General features: G+C 73.3%; 20 protein-coding genes, 1 pseudogene and 1 riboswitch. Of the genes and pseudogenes, 10 read left to right on the top strand and 11 right to left on the bottom strand.

Features of this window, described 5'->3' with window-relative positions; translation table 11 throughout:
- Positions 1-12 precede the first annotated feature (12 nt).
- The gene (locus PVK37_RS30845; protein WP_275031370.1) at positions 13-606 is read right to left on the bottom strand and encodes an ECF transporter S component; all 594 of its coding nucleotides are present in this window, start codon (positions 604-606) and stop codon (positions 13-15) included.
- Between the two features lie 76 nt (positions 607-682).
- A riboswitch (TPP riboswitch) is annotated at positions 683-790 on the bottom strand.
- A gap of 362 nt (positions 791-1,152) precedes the next feature.
- Here PVK37_RS30845 and PVK37_RS30840 point away from each other — a divergent pair.
- The 5 genes from PVK37_RS30840 to PVK37_RS30820 all read left to right on the top strand — a co-directional run bounded on the left by PVK37_RS30840 (position 1,153) and on the right by PVK37_RS30820 (position 6,654).
- The gene (locus PVK37_RS30840; protein WP_275035287.1) at positions 1,153-2,121 is read left to right on the top strand and encodes a permease; all 969 of its coding nucleotides are present in this window, start codon (positions 1,153-1,155) and stop codon (positions 2,119-2,121) included.
- Positions 2,118-2,837, top strand: coding sequence for a TIGR03943 family putative permease subunit (locus tag PVK37_RS30835; RefSeq protein ID WP_275031368.1), 720 nt, complete (start codon positions 2,118-2,120; stop codon positions 2,835-2,837). The genes PVK37_RS30840 and PVK37_RS30835 overlap by 4 nt, the downstream gene beginning before the upstream one ends.
- A 36-nt stretch (positions 2,838-2,873) precedes the next feature.
- On the top strand, positions 2,874-3,704 hold the full coding sequence (locus tag PVK37_RS30830) for an alpha/beta fold hydrolase (protein WP_275031365.1): 831 nt from the start codon (positions 2,874-2,876) through the stop codon (positions 3,702-3,704).
- 166 nt (positions 3,705-3,870) lie between these two features.
- Positions 3,871-4,353, top strand: coding sequence for a DUF6328 family protein (locus tag PVK37_RS30825; protein WP_275031364.1), 483 nt, complete (start codon positions 3,871-3,873; stop codon positions 4,351-4,353).
- A gap of 204 nt (positions 4,354-4,557) precedes the next feature.
- Complete coding sequence (locus PVK37_RS30820) at positions 4,558-6,654, top strand: acyl-CoA dehydrogenase family protein (protein ID WP_423790973.1); 2,097 nt, start codon at positions 4,558-4,560, stop codon at positions 6,652-6,654.
- Positions 6,655-6,753: 99 nt separating this feature from the next.
- Here the strand turns inward: PVK37_RS30820 and PVK37_RS30815 are convergent, their stop codons facing one another.
- From PVK37_RS30815 to PVK37_RS30780, 8 genes are all read right to left on the bottom strand, one after another.
- The gene (locus tag PVK37_RS30815; RefSeq protein WP_275031362.1) at positions 6,754-6,921 is read right to left on the bottom strand and encodes a hypothetical protein; all 168 of its coding nucleotides are present in this window, start codon (positions 6,919-6,921) and stop codon (positions 6,754-6,756) included.
- Between the two features lie 9 nt (positions 6,922-6,930).
- The gene (locus tag PVK37_RS30810; RefSeq protein ID WP_275031360.1) at positions 6,931-7,536 is read right to left on the bottom strand and encodes a hypothetical protein; all 606 of its coding nucleotides are present in this window, start codon (positions 7,534-7,536) and stop codon (positions 6,931-6,933) included.
- A 121-nt stretch (positions 7,537-7,657) separates the two neighbouring features.
- Complete coding sequence (locus PVK37_RS30805; protein WP_275031359.1) at positions 7,658-8,059, bottom strand: Fur family transcriptional regulator; 402 nt, start codon at positions 8,057-8,059, stop codon at positions 7,658-7,660.
- A 67-nt stretch (positions 8,060-8,126) separates the two neighbouring features.
- Positions 8,127-8,426, bottom strand: coding sequence for an ArsR/SmtB family transcription factor (locus tag PVK37_RS30800; protein WP_275031358.1), 300 nt, complete (start codon positions 8,424-8,426; stop codon positions 8,127-8,129).
- Between the two features lie 43 nt (positions 8,427-8,469).
- The gene (locus PVK37_RS30795) at positions 8,470-9,336 is read right to left on the bottom strand and encodes a metal ABC transporter permease (RefSeq protein WP_275031357.1); all 867 of its coding nucleotides are present in this window, start codon (positions 9,334-9,336) and stop codon (positions 8,470-8,472) included.
- On the bottom strand, positions 9,333-10,097 hold the full coding sequence (locus PVK37_RS30790; protein WP_275031356.1) for a metal ABC transporter ATP-binding protein: 765 nt from the start codon (positions 10,095-10,097) through the stop codon (positions 9,333-9,335). Before PVK37_RS30790 ends, PVK37_RS30795 begins: the two co-directional genes overlap by 4 nt.
- A complete protein-coding gene (locus PVK37_RS30785) occupies positions 10,094-11,086 on the bottom strand; it encodes a metal ABC transporter substrate-binding protein (RefSeq protein WP_275031355.1) in 993 nt (330 codons plus the stop codon). The genes PVK37_RS30790 and PVK37_RS30785 overlap by 4 nt, the downstream gene beginning before the upstream one ends.
- A gap of 162 nt (positions 11,087-11,248) precedes the next feature.
- Complete coding sequence (locus PVK37_RS30780; protein WP_275031354.1) at positions 11,249-11,506, bottom strand: DUF6703 family protein; 258 nt, start codon at positions 11,504-11,506, stop codon at positions 11,249-11,251.
- 27 nt (positions 11,507-11,533) lie between these two features.
- On the opposite strand from PVK37_RS30780, the gene PVK37_RS30775 reads away from it, so the two are divergent.
- From PVK37_RS30775 to PVK37_RS30765, 3 genes are all read left to right on the top strand, one after another.
- Positions 11,534-11,875, top strand: a complete 342-nt coding sequence (locus tag PVK37_RS30775) for an antibiotic biosynthesis monooxygenase family protein (protein WP_275031353.1) — start codon at positions 11,534-11,536, stop codon at positions 11,873-11,875.
- Between the two features lie 24 nt (positions 11,876-11,899).
- Positions 11,900-12,448: an Rv0361 family membrane protein gene (locus PVK37_RS30770; RefSeq protein ID WP_275031352.1), complete on the top strand. Its 549-nt coding sequence runs from the start codon at positions 11,900-11,902 to the stop codon at positions 12,446-12,448.
- Between the two features lie 202 nt (positions 12,449-12,650).
- Complete coding sequence (locus PVK37_RS30765; protein ID WP_275031351.1) at positions 12,651-14,030, top strand: glycine--tRNA ligase; 1,380 nt, start codon at positions 12,651-12,653, stop codon at positions 14,028-14,030.
- 46 nt (positions 14,031-14,076) lie between these two features.
- On the opposite strand, the pseudogene PVK37_RS30760 reads toward PVK37_RS30765, so the two are convergent.
- Positions 14,077-14,817, bottom strand: a pseudogene (locus PVK37_RS30760) (class I SAM-dependent methyltransferase); the annotation flags it as partial.
- Positions 14,818-14,955: 138 nt separating this feature from the next.
- On the opposite strand from PVK37_RS30760, the gene dusB reads away from it, so the two are divergent.
- The gene (gene dusB / locus PVK37_RS30755) at positions 14,956-16,119 is read left to right on the top strand and encodes a tRNA dihydrouridine synthase DusB (RefSeq protein ID WP_275035285.1); all 1,164 of its coding nucleotides are present in this window, start codon (positions 14,956-14,958) and stop codon (positions 16,117-16,119) included.
- Positions 16,120-16,177: 58 nt separating this feature from the next.
- Here dusB and PVK37_RS30750 read toward each other — a convergent pair whose 3' ends face one another.
- Positions 16,178-17,836, bottom strand: a complete 1,659-nt coding sequence (locus PVK37_RS30750; protein ID WP_423791124.1) for a beta-N-acetylhexosaminidase — start codon at positions 17,834-17,836, stop codon at positions 16,178-16,180.
- Between the two features lie 444 nt (positions 17,837-18,280).
- On the opposite strand from PVK37_RS30750, the gene ppdK reads away from it, so the two are divergent.
- A complete protein-coding gene (gene ppdK / locus PVK37_RS30745) occupies positions 18,281-20,977 on the top strand; it encodes a pyruvate, phosphate dikinase (protein WP_275031348.1) in 2,697 nt (898 codons plus the stop codon).
- Positions 20,978-21,026: the final 49 nt, after the last annotated feature.

Genomic DNA, 21,026 nt, shown 5'->3' with positions numbered 1-21,026 from the left:
GCCGCCCCCGGGTCAGATCGGGGTGCGGTGGTGGGGGGCCGCCGGGAAACGGTCGAGGGCACCGGTCCGGGCCAGGGCCCCGGTGAGGGCGTACCCGCCCGCGCCGGCGATGACGGTGGCGCTGACGACGGTGAACAGCGCGTACGGCAGGCGGTAGCCGGTCAGGTCGTAGGCGGCGTTCCAGACGAAGAAGTCGAACAGCGCCGCGCTCAGGCCGGTCAGCGCCCCGGCCAGCAGGGCGGTCGGCAGCCGGAACGACCGGTACCGGAAGGCGGCGAAGGCCAACTCCGCGCCGAGCCCCTGGACGATGCCCTGCGGGATCACCGTGCCGGCCCACTGGCTGCCCAGCAGCGCGGAGAGCACCGCCGCCACCGTCTCGCAGTACAGGGCCGCGCCGGGCTTGCGGATCACCAGGCCACCGACCACGGCCGGCATCAGCCAGACACCGTAGATCAGGGTCTGCGCCGGTGGGAAGAACGCGAACGCGCCCTCGGTGGCGCTCCAGACCAGGCCCCAGGCCCAGAAGATGACGCCGAAGGCGACCGCGATCACCGAGGCGACCACGATGTCGATCGTGCGCCAGCGGGGGTTGTCGAGTTGGCTCATGTGTACGGTGCTCCCAGTCCAGGTACGAACCAGGCAAGACGCACGCCGCGTCCGGTGGGCACCGGACGGCGGCGCGGCTGGAGGTCGACCGAGCTCCCTGCGCTGGCATTACCCAGATCAGGTTCGAGGGTCTGCGGGCACGGTGCCCGCACTCTCAGCGCTGTGCGCTCCCCTGTCGGAGGTGAAGTTGTCTCGGCAGACGCTAGCACCGACCGGGGCCGGAACCCAGGGGTTACCGGCGTCGTCGCCCGTCACGAGGGTCACGTCCGGGTTATCCTGGGCCGTTCTTCCGCGTACCCACGGCGACGTTCTCGTCGCACCCCGTCGAGTGAAGGGGCGGCCGTGACGTCAGCCGACCGGACGACCCGGCACCCTGATCCGGCGGGTGCGGTGGACGTGACCGCGCCGGACGTACCGGAGCGGGGGTCGGCAGCCGGCGGGCCGCCAGCGGCAGCGGCGGCTGACGGACGGCAGCGGGCAGTGACGGCCGACGGGCCGCAGCGGGGGTCGGCGGCCGGCGGGCCGGGCCGGTCGGGCGGCGGCCGGATCGGCGCGGCGCTCGGCGGCCGGGTCGGGTCGGTGGAGGTGCTGGCGGCGCTTCTGGTGCTGCTGGTGCTCTTCCGGGAACCGGTGGCCGCCGCGCTCTCCGCGCCCCGACTGGCGACCTGGACCACGGTCTTCGTCTCGGTGCTGGTCCAGGCGGTGCCGTTCCTGGTCTTCGGGGTGCTGCTGTCGGCGGTGATCGCGGTCTTCGTGCCCCGCTCGTTCTGGGCCCGCGCGCTGCCCCGGCATCCCGCCCTGGCCGTGCCGGTGGCCAGCGCCGCCGGGGTGGTGCTGCCCGGCTGCGAGTGCGGTGCGGTGCCGATCGCCGGCTCGCTGATCCGCCGGGGGGTCACGCCGGCGGCGGCGCTGGCCTTCCTGCTCGCCGCCCCGGCGATCAACCCGATCGTGCTCACCGCCACCGCGGTCGCCTTCCCGAACGACCCGGAGATGGTCCTCGCCCGGGGCGTCGCCAGCCTGGTCGTCGCCATGATCATGGGCTGGCTCTGGCTGCGGTTGGGCCGGGCCGACTGGATCCGCCTGCCGCGCCGGCCCGACCTGGACGGGCTGGGCCGGGGCGCGGCGTTCTGGTCGGCGGTACGGCACGACGTGGTGCACGCCGGCGGGTTCCTGGTGCTCGGCGCGATGGCCGCCGCCAGCATCAACGTCCTGGTGCCGGAACGCTGGCTGCAGACGCTGGCCGACAACGCCGTACTGTCGGTGCTGGCGTTGGCGGTGCTGGCGGTGCTGCTGTCCATCTGTTCCGAGGCGGACGCCTTCGTCGCCGCCTCGCTGTCGCAGTTCTCGCTCACCTCCCGGCTGGTGTTCCTGGTGGTCGGGCCGATGGTCGACCTGAAACTCGTCTCGATGCAGGCCGGTGTCTTCGGCCGGCGGTTCGCGTTCCGGTTCGCCCCGGCGACCTTCGCGGTCGCCGTGACGGTGGCCGTCGGCGTGGGGGTGGTGGTGTTGCGGTGAACCGGCAGGCCCAGGCGGTCGTGCTGCTGCTGCTCGGCGGTGCGGTGCTCCGCGCCAGCCTCACCGACCTGCACCTGCGCTACGTCAAGGCCGGGCTGCAACCCTTCCTGGTCGCCTCCGGACTGCTGCTGCTCGCCGCCGCCGCGATGACGCTCTGGTACGAACTACGCCCCGACGCGGAAGGGGACGACCACGACGACCACGACGGGCACGGGCACCACGAGCCCCGGGTGGGTTGGCTGCTCATGCTGCCGGTGGTCGGTCTGCTGCTGGTCGCCCCACCGGCCCTCGGGTCGTACGCGGCCGGGCAGGCGGGCACCGTCCTGCCCAGTCAGGAGACCTCCGACTACCCGCCGCTGCCCGCCGGGGATCCGGTCCGCACCACCGTGCTCGACTACGCGTCCCGGGCGTTGTTCGACAGGGGACGGTCCATCGGCGACCGTCGGGTCCAGCTCACCGGGTTCGTCGCCACCGGCCCGGACGGGCAGCCGATCCTGGCCCGCATGATCCTGTCCTGCTGCGCCGCCGACGGACGCCCGGTCAAGCTGGGGCTCAGCGGGGACGTGCCGACCGGGCTGGCCGACGACACCTGGATCGAGGTCACCGGCCGGTACACCGACCGGATCGGCCGGGACCCCGTCAACGACGCGGAGGTGCCGTACCTGGAGGTGGAGTCGTGGCGTCCGGTGCCGACCCCGAAACAGCAGTACGAGTAGGTACGCTCCGGGCGACCCGGCGGTAGGCTGCCGATCATGCGGGTCGACGTGCGAGGGCTGACGTTCGAGGTGCACACCGGTGGGCCGTCCGACGGCGACCCGGTGCTGCTGCTGCACGGTTTCCCGCAGCACAGTGGGGAGTGGGTGGACGTGCTGCCCGCCCTGCACGCCGCCGGGCTGCGCACGTACGCGCTGGACCAGCGGGGCTACTCGCCCGGTGCCCGACCGGCCGAGGTCGAGGCGTACCGGATGGCGGAGTGCGTCGCCGACGCGGTGGCCGTGCTGGACGCGCTGGAGGTCGACGCGGCGCACGTGGTCGGCCACGACTGGGGTGCGGTCGTCGCCTGGACGCTCGCCGCCCGGCATCCGGACCGGGTGCGTACCCTCACCGCGGTTTCCGTGCCGCACCCGGCGGCCATGGCGCACGCCCTGCGCGCCGACCCGCAGCAGAAGGCCCGGTCCTCGTACATGATGCTGTTCCGCAAGCCGGGCAAGGCCGAGAAGGTGCTGCTGGCGTTGCAGGCGACCGCCCTGCGCAAGCTGCTCGGCGGGGTGGGTGACCGGGACCGGGTCGCCTCGTACGTGCAGCCGATGCGGGAGCCGGGCGCGTTGATCGCCGCGCTCAACTGGTACCGGGCGATGTCCGGCCGGGAGATGGCCGGCACCCCGGCGGTGCCGGTGCCGACGACGTTCGTCTGGAGCGACCGGGACGTCGCGATCGGCCGTACCGCCGCCGAGGGCTGCGCCGCGCACGTCACCGGGGAGTACCGCTTCGTCGAACTGTCCGGGGTGACCCACTGGATCCCGGACGAGGCCCCCGGGGCGCTGTCCGAGGCGATCCTGGCCCAGGTGGACGCGCTGCCCTGAGCGGCCCGGTCACGGTGCCCGGACCCGGGACGGCCGGTCCGCGCTCAGCGACGCCCTGAGGCGATGGACATGAATGCGTTTCGCGCGGGTGGCGGTGGGGCAATCGCCCTGTCGCCCGGCGGCGTGGGACCTACCGCCGGCTCGACCCGCAGGCGGAGGTGGCGGTTTGTCCAGGGAAACCGAGAAGCAGCGTTGGCAGCGTAACTTCGCCGACCTGCTACAGGAGTTGCGGGTCGCCCAGACCGGCGTACAGATCCTCTTCGCGTTCCTGCTCACCCTGCCGTTCAGCGCAGGCTTCACCAGGACCACGGCGTTCCAGAAGGACGTCTACGTGGTGGCGCTGCTCGCCGCCGCCGCGGCCACCGCGATGATCATCTCACCGGTGGCGTTCCACCGGGCGCTGTTCCGGCAGGGGCGCAAACCGGAACTGGTCCGCTTCGCGCACCGGATGGCCAGCGGTGGCCTGACGTTCATGCTGATCGCGATGGTCAGCTCGGTGCTGCTGATCACCGACTTCATCCTGGACCGGCCGATCGCCTTCGTGCTCAGCGCGCTCACCGGGCTGTGGTTCCTCACCTTCTGGGCGATCCTGCCGTTCTCCCGGCGCAACTGGGGCGAGGACGACCTGGACGACGAGGACGACGTCTGAGGACGGCTGGTCGACCCGACTGCGGCGCGGCGGTGACCGCGGTCGGCGGACCGGCGGCCTGAGCCGGGCCGACCAGCCGAGCCGGACCGGCCGGTCCGGGGCGCGCTTGAGCGGCGCTACCACTGGGTAACCACCCGGTGGTGGCGCCGTTCCCGCCTGCGGGGGGCGTCACGGCAGACCGGACCGAGGTGCGAGGGGGCAGCCTTGACAGTCACCGAGAACGACCGACCCGCATCCGACGGCCCGGCCGTGCCCGGACCACCGTCCCGGCAGGCGGACGGGGCCGGGCCGTTGCCCGGGAAGGCGGACCGGCCCGGCTCACCCGCCGGCCGGGGCGACGGGGTCGGGCCGACGTCCGGGAAGGCGGACGGGACCGGGCCGTTGCCCGGGGAGGCGGGCCAGGTCACCGAGAAGGAGGCGCGGCAGGTCGCCGAGGCGGCCCGCGAGTCGGCCTGGGACCGGCCCAGCTTCGGCAAGGAACTCTTCCTCGGCCGGTTCCGGCTGGACCTGGTCGCCCCCTGGCCGCGTACCGACCCGGCCGACGACGCCCGCGCCGAGGAGTTCCTCGGCACCCTGCGCGCGTACCTCGACTCCGAGGTGGACGGTGCGGCGATCGAGCGGACCGCCTCCATCCCGGACGAGGTGTTCCACGGGCTGGCCCGGATCGGCGCGTTCGGCATGAAGATCGACCCGGCGTACGGCGGGCTCGGCCTGAGCAACCTGCACTACTGTCGGGCGTTGATGCTGGCCGGCTCGGTCAGCCCGGCGCTGGGCGCGCTGCTCAGCGCCCACCAGTCCATCGGCGTGCCGCAGCCGCTGAAGATGTTCGGCACACCCGAACAGCAGCAACGCTTCCTGCCCCGGCTGGCCGCCGGTGAGGTCTCCGCGTTCCTGCTCACCGAGCCGGACGTGGGCTCCGACCCGGCCCGGCTGGCGACCACCGCCGAACCGACCGCCGACGGCACCGGGTACCGGCTCAACGGGGTGAAGCTCTGGGCCACCAACGGCACCATCGCCACCCTGCTGGTGGTGATGGCCCGGGTGCCGGCCGGCGAGGGGCGGCGCGGCGGCATCACCGCCTTCGTGGTGGACGGCGACGCCGACGGCATCACCGTGGAGCGGCGCAACAGCTTCGTCGGGCTGCGTGGCCTGGAGAACAGCCTCACCCGTTTCCACGACGTCTTCGTCCCGAACGAGAACGTGATCGGCGGCGAGGGACGCGGCCTGAAGATCGCCCTGAGCACCCTGAACACCGGCCGGCTCTCGCTGCCGGCGATGTGCGTCGGGGCCGGCAAGTGGTCGCTGAACGTGGCCCGGGAGTGGGCCGCCGACCGGGTGCAGTGGGGCCGGCCGGTCGCCGAGCACGAGGCGGTCGCCCAGAAGCTGTCCTTCATCGCCGCCACCACGTACGGCATGGAGGCCATGCTGGACCTGTCCTGCCTGCTCGCCGACGACGACCGCAACGACGTCCGGATCGAGGCCGCCCTGGTCAAGCTGTACGCCAGCGAGATGGCCTGGCGGGTCGCCGACGAGCTGGTGCAGATCCGGGGCGGGCGCGGCTACGAGACCGCCGACTCGCTCGCCGCCCGGGGCGAACGCCCGGCCGCCGTCGAGCAGATGCTCCGGGACCTGCGGATCAACCGGATCTTCGAGGGCTCCACCGAGATCATGCACCTGCTGATCGCCCGGGAGGCGGTCGACGCCCACCTCTCCGTCGCCGGTGACATCATCGACCCGGACGCCGGGCTCGGCCGCAAGGCGCGCGCCGGGGCCCGCGCGGGCGCCTTCTACGCCCGCTGGCTGCCCACCCTGGCGGTCGGCCGGGGCCAGACCCCCGGGGCGTACGCCGAGTACGGCCCGCTCGCCGGCCACCTGCGGCACGTCGAACGCACCTCCCGCAAGCTGGCCCGGTCCACGTTCTACGCGATGTCCCGCTGGCAGGGAAAGATGGAACGCAAGCAGGCGTTCCTCGGGCGGATCGTGGACATCGGCGCGGAACTGTTCGCGATGTCCGCGGCGTGCGTACGGGCCCACGCCGAGCGGGACACCCGTCCGGAGGGCCGGGAACTGGCCGACCTGTTCTGCCGGCAGGCCCGGCTGCGGATCGAGCAGCTCTTCACCGGCCTCTGGTCGAACACCGACCCGCTGGACGTGGTGGCCGCGCAGCGCATCGTCGCCGGCCGGTACGCCTTCGTGGAGGAGGGTGTGGTCACCCCGCCGGACGACCTGCCCTGGGTGGCCCGGTGGACGCCCGGCCCGTCGACCGCGCCGGACGTCCGCCGCCGGATCCCGCCCCGCTGACCGTCCCGCCCCCGTCCCGGCCCGGCTCGCGTTCCGGCCGGACCGGTCGCGTCCCGGTCCGGCCGGGCCGGTCCGTGTCCCGGGACGCGGACCGGCCGGTCAGCGGGCGATGGCCCAGGCCAGGACCGCCGCGAGGATCAGCCCGTTGAGTACCGCCAGCACCAGGTACGCCTTCGCCGGGATCGGGCGCCCCCGACGGACGAAACTGACCAGGTAGCCGGCGTAGCCGAGCAGCAGCAGGGCGATGACGATCAGGAAGTAGAGCACCGGTCGACCCTACCGATTCGGTCGGAGCCCCAGTTCACGCAGCTCCAGGGCGGCCAGCGCGTCGACCGTGGCGTCGTCGCCGCGTCGCCACGCCTCCGCCACGTCCGGGGCGATCCGGGTGAGCTTGCCCAGCGGCTGACCGGCCAGGGCCCGCAGGGCCAGCAGGTCCCGGCCGGCGGGCGCGGACCGCAACGCCGCCGCCGCGCCGGCCCGGCGCATCCAGCGCACCCGCAGCGGCAACCAGCCGAGCAGCACGATGCCGAGCGGGAAGACCAGCACCGCCACGGTCAGCGCCAGGGCGAGCTGGTCGACCAGCTCCTGCTGGTCCCGGCCGGCCTCGGCCAGCGACCGGGCGGCGTCGGCGGCCCGCTCGAACGGCGCGGTCAGCTCGTCGCCGACCAGCGGCACCCGGCCGACCTTGCCACCGGCGTCGGCCAGGTTGTCGGCCAGCCCGCCGCCGGCCCCCTCCAGCTTCTGCCCCGGTACGGCGAGTTTCTGTACCAGGTCGTGCAGCCAGAGCGCGCCCCGGACCGCGAGGTACACCCAGGCGACGACGAGCAGGTCGGTGAGGAGTTGACGGGCGGCGGTCGGGAAACGATCGGCGTAGATTCGCACGCCGGACAGCGTGCCACGCCCGGTCGTCCCACCGCAGTCCACCCGACGGCCGACCGACCGCCAGGGCCGGCGACGGGACCGACCCGGCCGGTCGGGCAGCCGCCGAACCGACCCGGCCGGGTCAGGTGACGGCGCAGGACGGGCAGCTGCCGAAGATCTCCAGGGTGTGGCTGACGTCGGAGAAGCCGTGCTGGGCGGCCACCCGGTCGGCCCAGGTCTCCACCGCCGGGCCGGCCACCTCCACGGTCCGCCCGCAGGAACGGCAGACCAGGTGGTGGTGGTGACCCTCGCTGCACCGCCGGTAGAGGTGCTCGCCGCCCGGCGGGCGCATCACGTCGATCTCGCCCGCGTCGGCCAGCCCCTGCAGGGTCCGGTAGACGGTGGTCAGCCCGACCCGTTCGCCCCGGTCCCGGAGCATCGCGTGCAGGTCCTGGGCGCTGTGGAAGCCTTCCACCTCGGCCAGCAGCGCGCTGACCGCCGTCCGCTGACGGGTGTTGCGGACGGCGGTGCCGGTCTCGCTCACGCCGCCTCCCCGCCGCCGAGCTGCGGGCGTGGCGTCCCCGACCCGGCGCACCGATGGTTCCGCTGGCTCATGTTCCCTCCCCGGCGTGGCTGACCGCGTCCGCCACGATGTGCGCGACGTGCTCGTCGACCAGGGTGTAGGCGATCTCCCGGCCCCGCCGGGAGCCCCGCACCACACCGGCTCCGCGTAGCACCCGGAGGTGCTGGGAGACCAGCGGCTGCGGTGCGCCGAGCTTCTCCACCAGTTCGTGGACGCAGCGTTCACCCTGGGCGAGCTCGCTGACGATGGCCAGCCGGATCGGCGCGGACAGGGCGCGCAGCAGGTCCCCCGCGCCCTCGTACGCGTCGTAGCCGTTGCTGCTGGTCACTCCGCAACGGTAACCAATCCCGGCACGCCCGCGCGGCCCAGGATCAACTCAGCACCACCTCGTGCGGTTCTGGCTGCGCCGGAGCGGCCGGGGCGTGCCGTCGGCGCAGGGTCCGCCAGGCACCGGCGGCGACCGCGACGACGAGGAAGGAGGCTATCGCGAGCACCACCACGGAGGCGCCCGGGGCGGTGTCGGCGACCGCCGCCACCCACACCCCGGACCCGGCGGCGAGCAGGCCGACCCCCATCGCCACCGCCATCGTGCTGCGGAACCCCCGGGTCACCTGCTGCGCGGTGGCGACCGGCACGACCATCAACGCGCTGATCAGCAGCACACCCACCGCGCGCATCGCGATGGTCACGGTCACCGCCGTGGTCACCGCCAGCAGCAGGTTCAGCGTCCGCACCGGCAGGCCGGAGACCCGGGCGTACTCCTCGTCGTGGCAGACCGCGAAGAGCGCCGGCCGGAGCACGAGCATGGTCACCAGGACCGCCACCCCGAGCACCGCGATGGTCACCAGGTCGCCGCGCGAGGTGGTGGTCAGCGCGCCGAACAGGTACGCGTTGAGGTTGGCGCTGCTGGCGTCGGAGAGCCCGACCAGCATCACGCCCCCGGCGATGCCGCCGTAGAACAGCAACGCCAGGGCCAGGTCGCCGGAGGTACGTCCGCGCTCCCGGACCAGTTCGATGACGACCGCGCCGAGCGCGGCGGCGACCACCGCCATGAGCACCGGCGAGGTCTGGAACAGCAGCCCGGCCCCGACGCCGGTCAGCGCCACGTGGCCGATCCCGTCGCCGATCAGGGCCAGCCGCCGCTGCACCAGGTAGATCCCGAGCGCCGGCGCGGCCAGGCCGATGATCAGCGCGCCGACCAGGGCGCGCAGCATGAAGTCGTACTGGAAGAGGCTCACGGCGCGCTCCACAGCCCGGCGGGCTCCTCGGGACCGTGCGGGTGCACGTGGTCGTGGTCGGGCTCGGCGTGGTGGCCGGCCGGCTCCGGGACCGCGCCGTCGTGCGCGATCCCGCCGTGGTGCACCACCACCGCCCGGTTGATCAACGGGCGCAGCGGTCCCAGCTCATGGGCGACCAGCAGCACCGTCCCGCCGCCGCCGACGAACCCGCGCAGCGCCCCGGCGAACGCCTGCTGGCTGGTGGCGTCCACCCCGGCGGTCGGTTCGTCGAGTACCAGCAGTTCCGGCTGGCCGGCCAGCGCCCGCGCGATCAGGGTGCGCTGCTGCTGTCCGCCGGAGAGGGTGGCGACCGGGTCGCTGGCCCGGTCGGCGAGCCCGACCGCGCGCAGCGCCTCGGCGACCGCGGCCCGGTCCGCCCGCCCCGGTGGGCGCAGGACGCCCCGCCGGGCCAGCCGCCCGGAGGCGACCACCTCGGCCACCGTGGCCGGTACGCCGCTGCCCGCGCCCAGCCGCTGCGGGACGTACCCGATGCGGTGCCACTGCCGGAAGCGGCGCTGCGGGGTGCCGAAGAGGGTGACCTGCCCGGCGCTGAGCGGCACCAGCCCGAGCACCGCGCGGATCAGCGTGGACTTGCCGGAGCCGTTGGCCCCGAGCACGGCGACGACCTCACCGGCGGCCACGCTCAGTGAGACGTCCCGCAGCACGGGGCGGCCGTCGTAGCCGACCACCCCGTGCGCGACGGTGATGACGGGGGCGTTCACGAACAGCTCAACGCCGTCCGCAGGCTTTCCAGATTGCTGCGCATCACCGAAAAATAGTCCCCCGAGGAGTTCTCCGCCGAGAGGCCCTCGATCGGATCGAGCACCGCCGTCTTCGCGCCGACCTCCCGGGCGATGGTCTCGGCGACCTTCGGGCTGACCAGCGTCTCGAAGAAGATCGTGGTGGCCCGGTGTTCCCGGGCCTCCTCGGCGACCTCGGCCAGCCGCTGCGGCGACGGCTCGTTCTCCGGGGTCAGCCCGGAGATGCCGATCTGTTCGAGCTGGTAGCGCCCGGTCAGGTACCCGAACGCGGTGTGGCTGACCACGATCTCCCGGCGCTGGCAGGTCTTCAGGCCGGCGGTGTACTCGCCGTCGAGCTGCTCCAGTTCGGTGCGCAGCGCCTTCGCCCGGCTGGCGTAGTCGGCGGCCCGGTCCGGGTCGGCCGTGCCGAGCCGTTCGGCGAGCTTGTCACCGATGGTGGCCAGCCGCGTCGGGTCGAGCCAGACGTGTGGGTCCTTGCCGCCACCCTCGTCGGCGTGCTCCTTCTCCTCGGCGTTCGCCGGCTCCTCGCTGTGGCCGGGCTCACCCTCGTGGTCGTGGTCGTGCCCGCCGGCGGCGGCGTCGAGCAGCGGCTGCACGGTCGCCACGTCGAACGCCCGGTCGCCGCCGTTCTGCTCGACCGCCTCGTCCACGGCCGGCTGGAACCCCTTCAGGTACACGATCAGCTCGGCCTCGCTGACCTGGCCGACCTGCCCCGGGTTCAGCTCCAGGTCGTGCGGCTCCGCGCCCGGCTTGGCGAGGTTGGTGACCCGTACCGCGTCCCCGCCGACCCGCTCGGCGACGAACTGGAGTGGGTAGAAGGCGGCCACCACGTCGACCCGCTGCGGATCGGCGCCGGCCACGTCGTCGGAGGAGCAGGCCGTGACACCGGCGAGCGCGAGCAGCGCGGTGGTGGTGGCGGCCAGGACACGCGGAGTCGGGCGGCTGTTCATGGTCACCACGATCCGCCCCAACGAGAATGATTGTCAAAAACGCATGCTTGCATGCGTGCTGGTCCGAGCGGCTCGCTGGCCTGAGCGGCTCGCTGATCCGAACAGCGCGCTGTCGGCGCGGCCCGCTGGTCCGCGCAGCGCGCAGTCGGCGCGGCCCGCCGGTCAGAACAGTTTGTTCAGGGCGGCGGCGACGAGCAGGGTGAGCATGAGCAGCCGGATCACCCGGGTCGCCGGGGTCTGCACCGGCCAGGTCAACCGCAGCAACGCCACCAAGCCGGCGGCCAGCGCCAGCAGCAGCACCGCACCGACCACACCGGGCACGAGCAGGCCCACCAGCACCAGGGCCAACACGGCCAGGAACACCCCGGTCGGGTTCAGCCGGGCGAGGCGGGCCGGCAGGGGAGGCTGCGTACGCTGCATCCCACAGACTCTACGAGGAGGCACCCGGTGCTCGTCACCAACCGGTTCGTGGTCGACGACGACGTCGCCACCACCTTCACCGAGCGGGCGCACGCCGCGCTCGCCGCGCTCGCCGCCCGTCCCGGCTACCGGCGTGGCGAACTGGTCCGGGCGCTCGACGACCCGCGTCACTGGTGCCTGGTGACCGAATGGGAGTCGGTCGGGGCGTACCGGCGGGCGCTGGGCGGGTTCGACGTCAAGGTCTCCGCCACCCCGTTGCTCGCCGAGTCGCTCGACGAGCCGTCGGCGTACGAGACGCTCGCCAGTGCCGCGCCGGGGGGCGAGCTGACGATCTCCACCAGTGACCGGGCCACTGCCCCGTACCGCTGACCCACGGGCACTACCCTGGCCGGTATGACCGATCCCGGACCGGCAGCCCCGCCGCCGTACCCCGTGCTGCCCGGCCAGAACCCGCCGCAGACGCACGGCGTACCCGCACCACCGGCCGGCCCGGGGGTGGCCCCGCCGTTCGCGGCCCCGCCCACCGAGGGACGCGGTACCCGGATGTGGCTCGGTCTCGGCGCGGGCGCGCTCGCCGTGCTGCTCTGCTGCGGTGGCGGCACGGCGGCGGTGATCGGGCTGGCGGTGGCCGGCACCGAGGCGCTCGACGAGCAGGGGCGCGCCGTCACCGACGACTACTACCGGGCGCTGGCCGACGACAAGTACGGCGAGGCGTACGACCTGCTCTGCCGGGACCTGAAGGAGCGGGAGTCCCGGCCGGAGTTCGAACGCCGGGTGACCGCCGAACCGGAGATCACCTCGTACCGGGTGGGTGACGTCGACCTCAACGACCTCACCGTCCCGGTGGACGTGGTCCTCGACGGCGGCGGCCGGGAGACCCAGCGGGTGACCCTGGCCCAGAACGGCGGCACCGGCCAGCTGGAGGTCTGCGGGGTGAGCTGACGGTGGCCGGACCCTCGGTCTGCCGCAACGGCCACACCGGCGAACGCACGGCCACCCGGCGGACCGGCCGGACCGCCACGCGGGTGGCCCGGTCACCGGGAGTATTCTGCTGGGCTCGGGGCGGCGGTGGTCGTACCGTTGTCCCGAACATGTCCGGAACATTCCCTGTCCCCGCCGACCGCCAGCCGGCGTAGGAGGAAACATGCCCGCCGACCGTATCGACGCCGTCGTCAGCCTCGCCAAGCGCCGGGGTTTCGTCTTCCCCTCCAGTGAGATCTACGGGGGCACCCGGTCGGCGTGGGACTACGGCCCGCTCGGCGTGGAGCTGAAGGAGAACGTCCGCCGGCAGTGGTGGAAGACCATGGTCCAGCAGCGTGACGACGTGGTCGGCCTCGACTCCGCGGTGATCCTGGCCCGGGACGTCTGGGCCGCCTCCGGCCACCTGGACGCCTTCGTCGACCCGCTGACCGAGTGCCAGTCCTGCCACAAGCGGTTCCGGGCCGACCACCTCGAGGAGGCGTACGAGGCCAAGCACGGCAAGCCGCTGACCTCGCTCACCGAGCTGAACTGCCCCAACTGCGGCAACAAGGGCACCTTCACCGAGCCGAAGATGTTCAACGGCCTGATGAAGACCTACCTCGGCCCGGTGGAGAGCGAGGAGGGCCTGCACTACCTGCGCCCGGAGACCGCCCAGGGCATCTTCGTCAACTACAACAACGTGGCGACCTCGGCCCGCAAGAAGCCGCCGTTCGGCATCGCGCAGACCGGCAAGTCGTTCCGTAACGAGATCACCCCGGGCAACTTCATCTTCCGGACCCGCGAGTTCGAGCAGATGGAGATGGAGTTCTTCGTCGAGCCGGGCACCGACGAGCAGTGGCACGAGTACTGGCTCGGCGAGCGCTGGAACTGGTACCGCGACCTCGGTCTCTCCGAGGAGAACATGCGCTTCTACGAGCACCCGAAGGAGAAGCTCTCGCACTACTCGAAGCGGACCGTCGACATCGAGTACCGGTTCCGCTTCGGTGGCACCGAGTTCGCCGAGCTGGAGGGCGTGGCGAACCGGACCGACTTCGACCTCACCACGCACTCGAAGCACTCGGGCGTCGACCTGTCCTACTTCGACCAGGAGAAGGGCGAGCGGTGGGTGCCGTACGTCATCGAGCCGGCCGCCGGCCTGACCCGCGCGGTGCTGGCCTTCCTGCTGGAGGCGTACGACGAGGACGAGGCCCCGAACACCAAGGGCGGCGTGGACAAGCGCACCGTGCTGCGCTTCGACCCGCGGCTGGCTCCGGTCAAGGTGGCCGTGCTGCCGCTGTCCCGTAACGAGGCGCTCTCCCCGAAGGCCAAGGGCCTCGCCGCCGACCTGCGCAAGCGCTGGGTGGTCGAGTTCGACGACTCGCAGGCGATCGGCCGCCGCTACCGCCGGCAGGACGAGATCGGCACCCCGTACTGCGTCACCGTCGACTTCGACACTCTTGAGGACGACGCGGTGACCGTCCGGGACCGGGACACCATGACCCAGGAGCGGGTCGCCCTCGGGCAGGTCGAGCGGTACCTGATCGAGCGCCTGCCCGGCTGCTGAGCCGTCCGCCCGGCCCGGGTTCGCACCCGGGCCGGGCGCTACGGTGTCACGCGACGAGCAGGCGCAGGCCCAGTTCCGCCGCTTCGAGGTCGAGCAGGTCGCGGTTGCGGTCGGCCCACCGACCGGAGGCCAGGTCGGACCGGAGGGCGTGTACCGCCCGCTGCTCGGCGTCCGGCCCGATCCGGGTCCAGACCGACGTCCCGCGCCGGACGTTCTCGTCCAGGTACCCCTCGGGCCGGCGCCAGTGCGCCTCGAAGAAGCCGTCCACGCAGTCCCACGGGACGGGCACCGGTTCCGTCCGGGCGTCGATCGCGTCGGCCAACTCGTCGAGTGCGGGCCGGCCGGCGACCAGGTTCCCGACTTCGGGCAGGTAGTCGCGGGTGAGCCAGAACCGGTCGAGCCATCCGGCGGCACTGGTGTCGTGGGTGAACACCACCACGCGGCGGGCCACCCGCCGCAGCTCGCGCAGCCCGGCGATCGGGTCCGTCCAGTGGTGGAGGGTGGCGAAGGCCATCGCCGCGTCGAAGGATCCGTCCGCGAACGGAAGGCGCTCCGCGCTGGCGGCCACGCAGGGGGCCGCGTTCGCGGGGCGTTGCGCCCGCATCAGCGCCGACGGTTCCACCGCGGTGACGTCCCGGTCGACGGGCTCGTAGGAGCCGGTGCCGGCTCCGACGTTCAGCACCGTCCGCGCGTCGCCGAGCGCGGCCCAGAGCTGGGCGGCGATCCGTGGCTCGGTACGCCGGGTCACCGGGTAGCTGGCTCCGATGGTGTCGTACAACTGCCCGCCGGACATGTCGCGCCCCTCTCTGGCTGTCGAGTCCGATGCATCGGTGCGATGTATCGGACCGATACGTTGCGACGGTATGTGTCGCCACGCTCAAAGGGCAAGCCCCTCGTGGCTCCCTACACTGGTCCGGTGACCGCCGTGACCGCTCCCGCCCTGCGCCCGCTGACCCTCGGGCGGCACGAGGTGTGGCCGCCGGTGGTGCTGGCACCGATGGCCGGCATCACCAACGTCGGGTTCCGCCAGCTCTGCCGGGAACAGGGCGGCGGCATCTACGTCTGCGAGATGATCACCACGACGGCGCTGGTCGAACGGAACCCGAAGACCCTGCGCATGATCGCGTTCGGGGCCGACGAGCGACCGCGCAGCCTCCAGCTCTACGGCACCGACCCGGAGACCACCGCGAAGGCGGTCCGGATCGTGGTCGAGAAGGACCTCGCCGACCACATCGACCTGAACTTCGGTTGCCCGGTGCCGAAGGTCACCCGCCGGGGCGGCGGGTCGGCGCTGCCGTGGCGACGCCGGCTCTTCGCCCGGCTGGTCAGGGCCGCCGTGGCCGCCGCGTCCCCGGCCGGGGTGCCGGTCACCGTCAAGATGCGCAAGGGCATCGACGACGACCATCTGACGTACGTGGAGGCGGGGCTGGCCGCCCAGGACGCCGGCGTGGCCTGGGTGGCCCTGCACGGCCGGACGGCCGCGCAGCGGTACTCGGGCACCGCCGACTGGGACGCCATCGCCACCCTCAAGCAGACGCTCGACATCCCGGTGCTCGGCAACGGCGACATCTGGGAGGCCGACGACGCGCTGCGCATGGTCGCGCACACCGGGGTCGACGGGGTGGTGGTCGGGCGGGGCTGCCTCGGTCGGCCCTGGCTCTTCGCCGACCTGCACGCCGCGTTCGACGGCCGGGCGGAGCGGCGGCTGCCCACCCTCGGCGAGGTCGCGGCCACCATGCGCCGGCACGCCGAGCTGCTGGTCGACCAGTTCACCGCCGGCTCGCGTACCCCAGCGCGGGGCGAGTGGGACGGCTGCACCGACTTCCGCAAGCACGTCGCCTGGTACCTGAAGGGCTTCCCGGTCGGCGGTGAGCTGCGCCGCTCCCTCGCCATGATCGAAAGCCTCGGTCAGCTCGACGACCTGCTCGGCAAGCTCGACCCGGCCGAGCCGTTCCCGCTCAGCGCCCTCGGCCAGCCGCGCGGCCGGACCAACTCGCCGGGCAAGGTGTTCCTGCCCGACGGCTGGCTGGCCAGCCGGGACGACGACACCGTCCCCGAAGGCGCCGAACTGGACGACTCGGGCGGCTGACCGGCCCGGCCGGGTGCGGTCAGTCCACCGCTGACCGGCCCCGGCCGGGGACGGCCGGTCAGTCCACCGGGGTACGCGGCGCGGGCGCGGTGCCGGTCGGCCAGGGCACCTCGGGGGAGCGGTGGTACCCGACCCCGGCGGTGTCCCAGCGGGCGGCCTGCCCGGCGAGCCGGCGACGGAACCCGGCCCAGTCGTGACCGGACCGGGGTGACCAGCCGAGCTCGGCGATGGCGGGCAGCCGGGGCAGCAGCATCCGCTCCAGCTCGTCCCGCGAGGTGACGTACTCGGTCCACAGGGGCGCGGCGACGCCGAGCACCGCCTCGGCCGGTACGTCGGTCAGGTATCCGGCCGGGTCCCAGTCGTACGCCCGGTGCACGTCGATGGCGCCGGCCCAGTCGTGCCCGAACGGGTCGTCCGGGGCGTACCGCATGTCGAGGTAGGTCCGGTCGGCGGGGGACATCACTAGCTTCGCGCCCCGGCGGACCGCGTCGGCCACCACCGGGTCGGTGGCCTCACGTCCCCAGTACTGGAGGACCCGTCCGGGCTGGTGGGCGGCCGGGGCGATCTGGTGCCAGCCCAGCACGGTCTTGCCGGTGTCCGCGACGATCCGCTGCGCCCGGTCGACGAAGCCGGCGTACGCGTCGGCCGGCACCTTGAACGCCTCGTCCCCGCCGATGTGCAGGTATGGCCCCGGGGTGAGCGCGGCGACCTCGCCCAGCACGTCGGCGACGAAGGCGTACGTCGACTCGCGGGCCGGGTCGAGGTGGCTGAAGCCGACCTCGGTGCCGGTGTACGGCGGCGGGGCGACCCCGTCCGGGGCGAGCCGCCCGTACGCGGTCAGCGCCGCGTTGACGTGTCCGGGCAGGTCGATCTCCGGCACCACCGTGACGTGCCGCCGGGCCGCGTACCCGACGATGCGCCGGTAGTCGGCCTGGCTGTACCAGCCGCCGGGGCCGCCACCGACCTGGGTGGCCCCGCCGACGGTGGCCAGCCGGGGCCAGGCGTCGACGGCGATCCGCCAGCCCTGGTCGTCGGTGAGGTGCAGGTGCAGGTGGTTGAGCTTGTACCGGGCCAGGTGGTCGACGACCCGCAGCACGTCGGGTACGCCGAAGAAGTGCCGGGCCACGTCGAGCATGGCCCCCCGGTAGGCGTACCGGGGCCGGTCGGTGATCGTCCCGCCGGGCAGCACCCAGCGGGCCGGTACGGGGGTCGGGGCCTCCACCGCGGCGGGCAGCAGCTGGCGCAGGGTCTGTACGCCGTGCCCGAGCCCGGCGGGTGTGGCGGCGGTGAGGCGTACCCGGGCGGGGGTGATCTCCAGCCGGTAGCCCTCGGGGCCGAGGCCGGGGTCGGCGAGGGCCAGCGTGACGCGGCCGGCCGTCGGGTCGGTGACGACCGGCAGCGGGTGGCCGGTGGCCGGTCGCAGCAGCGCGGCGAGCTGCTCGGCGGCGTCCCGGGCGGCGGGCGCGGCGCCGATCGCGGTGTCGGCGGTCAGGGTGAAGTCCGCGCCGGGGTCGGGTCGCACGTCCATCGGGGCGGGCAGCACGTCACCGAGGGCGATCCCGGCGGTCCGGGCGGGATCGCCGCCGACCCGGGCCGGCGCGACGGTGGCCCGGGGGGCCGGGGCGGTGTCCGTCCGGGTGTCGCCGGGCGGGGGCGGATCGACCGGGGCGGCCGTGCCGAGCGCCTCGGCGGCCTGGTCGGCGGCGCTGGTGACCAGTTCGGTGAGCTGCGGTTCCCGGGTCCCGGCGAGGCCCGGCTGGTCGGTCCCGGAGTGGGCCAGGGCCGGCTGGTCGGCCCCGGGGTGGGCCGGCTCCGGGTGGTGCGGCTGGGCGGGGGTGCTGGACACGATGCTCCTCGCAGGCGGGTGTATCTCCGGCGCTTCTGGCAAAACGCACCTTCGTCGAGCTGGTCCGCCAAGCGTACGAGAGGAGGGCTGAGCTGCGTGAACGTGCGCGTGGAAGCGTTCCCAACAACCGGTACGAACGCGGATAGTCGTGATGAGTGTGCCGATTGTCACCGAACGGTCCCGCCGGGCCGGCCGGTCGCTTAACCTTCGCCCACCGATGGCCCGCCCCACCTTCGATTTACGGAGGTCAGCGGCGGGGTATGAGGCAACTGAACCTTCGTTAAGTGTCCAACGGTGTGCGCGTGGGAGGCTCTGGTGGCTGTGGAACACAAGTACGTCTACGACTTCGCCGAGGGCAACAGGGACCTCAAGGACCTGCTCGGCGGCAAGGGCGCGAACCTGGCGGAGATGACCAACCTCGGTCTGCCCGTACCGCCCGGCTTCACCATCACCACCGAGGCGTGCCGGGCGTACCTGGCCACCGGACGGGAACCGGACGGCCTCGCCGACCAGATCGCCGCCCACCTCGCCGCGCTGGAACAGGCGATGGGTAAGCGGCTCGGCGACCCGGCCGACCCGCTGCTGGTCAGCGTCCGCTCCGGCGCGAAGTTCTCCATGCCCGGCATGATGGAGACCGTCCTGAACGTCGGGCTCAACGACCGCAGCGTGGCCGGGCTGGCCCAGCAGGCCGACGGGAACCAGCGGTTCGCCTGGGACTCGTACCGCCGGCTGATCCAGATGTTCGGCAAGACCGTCTGCGAGGTGCCCGGCGAGGAGTTCGAACACGCCCTCGACGAGGCCAAGCGCGCCAAGGGCACCACGAACGACCTCGACCTGGACGCCGACGACCTGCGCGGGCTGGTCGACGCGTACAAGAAGGTCTTCCGCAAGCACACCGGCCGGGACTTCCCGCAGGAGCCGCGCGAGCAGCTCGACCTGGCCGTCCGGGCGGTCTTCGACTCGTGGCACGCCGAGCGGGCGGTGCTCTACCGGCGGCAGGAGCGCATCCCGGCCGACCTGGGCACCGCGGTCAACGTGTGCGCCATGGTCTTCGGCAACCTCGGGTCGGACTCCGGCACCGGGGTCGCCTTCACCCGCGACCCGGCCAGCGGCGCGCAGGGCATCTACGGCGACTACCTGGCCAACGCCCAGGGCGAGGACGTGGTCGCCGGCATCCGCAACACCGTGCCGTTGCAGGAACTGGAGCGGATCGACAAGCGTTCGTACGACGAACTGCTCGACATCATGGCCCGGCTGGAACGGCACTACCTCGACCTGTGCGACATCGAGTTCACCATCGAGCGCGGCAAGCTGTGGATGCTCCAGACCCGGGTCGGCAAGCGCACCGCCGCCGCCGCGTTCGTGATCGCCGGCCAGCTCGTCGACGAGGGGCTGATCGACCTGGACGAGGCGGTGCACCGGGTCACCGGCGCGCAGCTGGCCCAGCTGATGTTCCCCCGGTTCCAGCTCGACCACGACATCCAGCCGGTGGCGAAGGGGATCGGCGCGTCCCCCGGCGCGGCCTTCGGCAAGGTGGTCTTCACCTCCGCCCGCGCCGTCGAGCTGGCCGGGGAGGGGGAGAAGGTCATCCTGGTCCGCCGGGAGACCAACCCGGACGACCTCCACGGCATGATCGCCGCCCAGGGCATCCTCACCTCGCGGGGCGGCAAGACCAGCCACGCGGCGGTGGTCGCCCGGGGCATGGGCAAGACCTGCGTCTCCGGCGCGGACGAGATCGAGGTCAACGTACCGGCGAAACGGTTCACCGTCGCCGGGCGGACCGTGGTCGAGGGCGACGTGGTGTCGATCGACGGCACCACCGGCAAGGTCTACCTCGGCGAGGTGCCGGTGACCCCGTCCGAGGTGGTGCAGTACTTCGAGGGCACCCTGGACCCGGAGGCCACCGACGACGCGCTGGTCCACGCGGTACACCGGATCATGACGCACGCCGACCAGCGGCGGCGGCTGGCGGTGCGGACCAACGCCGACACCGGCGCGGACGCCGCCCGGGCCCGGCGCTTCGGCGCGCAGGGCATCGGGCTGTGCCGAACCGAGCACATGTTCCTCGGCGACCGCCGGGAACTGGTCGAGCGGCTGATCCTGGCCCGCACCGACCAGGAGCGGGAGAACGCGCTCGCCGCGCTGCTGCCGTTGCAGCGGGCCGACTTCGTGGACATCTTCCGCGAGATGGACGGGCTGCCGGTCACCGTCCGGCTGATCGACCCGCCGCTGCACGAGTTCCTGCCCCCGCTGGAGCAGCTCGCGGTCAACGTGGCGGTCGCCCAGGAACGCGGCGAGGACGTCGCCCAGGAGGAGGCGCTGCTGGCCGCCGTCCGGCGGATGCACGAGGAGAACCCGATGCTGGGCCTGCGCGGCGTCCGGCTCGGCCTGGTCATCCCCGGCCTGTTCGCGATGCAGGTCCGGGCGATCACCGAGGCCGCCGTGGAGTGCGCCCGCGCCGGCGTGGCGGCCCGTCCCGAGATCATGGTCCCGCTGGTCGGCGCGGTGCAGGAACTGGAGACGGTACGCGCCGAAGCCGAGAAGATCATCGCCGAGGTGGTCGGGGACGCCGGGGTCGAGGTGCTGATCGGCACCATGATCGAGGTACCCCGGGCGGCGCTGACCGCCGGCCAGATCGCCGAGGCGGCCCAGTTCTTCTCCTTCGGCACCAACGACCTGACCCAGATGGGCTGGGGGTTCTCCCGCGACGACGTCGAGGGCGCGTTCTTCTGGCGCTACCTGGAGCTGGGCATCTTCGGCATCTCGCCGTTCGAGTCGATCGACCGGGACGGGGTGGGCCGGCTGGTGCGGATCGCCGCCGAGGAGGGCCGGGCCGCCCGGCCGGACCTCAAGCTCGGGGTCTGCGGCGAGCACGGCGGCGACCCCGAGTCGGTGCACTTCTTCCACGACGTCGGGCTGGACTACGTCTCCTGCTCGCCGTTCCGGGTGCCGGTGGCCCGGCTGGAGGCGGCCCGCGCCGCCATCGAGACCAACGGCTCCGACAGCCGCTGACCCCGGTCCGCTCCACCGGGGGCGGTCGCCCGGTGGCCGGTGCGGGCTC

Source organism: Micromonospora cathayae, from assembly GCF_028993575.1.
Taxonomy (GTDB): domain Bacteria; phylum Actinomycetota; class Actinomycetes; order Mycobacteriales; family Micromonosporaceae; genus Micromonospora; species Micromonospora cathayae.
The sequence above is the reverse complement of the archived record's forward strand: the minus strand, read 5'-3'. Positions and strand labels throughout refer to the sequence as shown.

Excerpts from the sequence above, each read along its gene's own strand:
- PVK37_RS30845 (WP_275031370.1), bottom strand. The coding sequence starts at position 606 with ATGAGCCAACTCGACAACCCCCGCTGGCGCACGATCGACATCGTGGTC.
- PVK37_RS30830 (WP_275031365.1), top strand. The coding sequence starts at position 2,874 with ATGCGGGTCGACGTGCGAGGGCTGACGTTCGAGGTGCACACCGGTGGG.
- PVK37_RS30785 (WP_275031355.1), bottom strand. The coding sequence starts at position 11,086 with ATGAACAGCCGCCCGACTCCGCGTGTCCTGGCCGCCACCACCACCGCG.
- PVK37_RS30780 (WP_275031354.1), bottom strand. The coding sequence starts at position 11,506 with ATGCAGCGTACGCAGCCTCCCCTGCCGGCCCGCCTCGCCCGGCTGAAC.
- PVK37_RS30770 (WP_275031352.1), top strand. The coding sequence starts at position 11,900 with ATGACCGATCCCGGACCGGCAGCCCCGCCGCCGTACCCCGTGCTGCCC.
- PVK37_RS30765 (WP_275031351.1), top strand. The coding sequence starts at position 12,651 with ATGCCCGCCGACCGTATCGACGCCGTCGTCAGCCTCGCCAAGCGCCGG.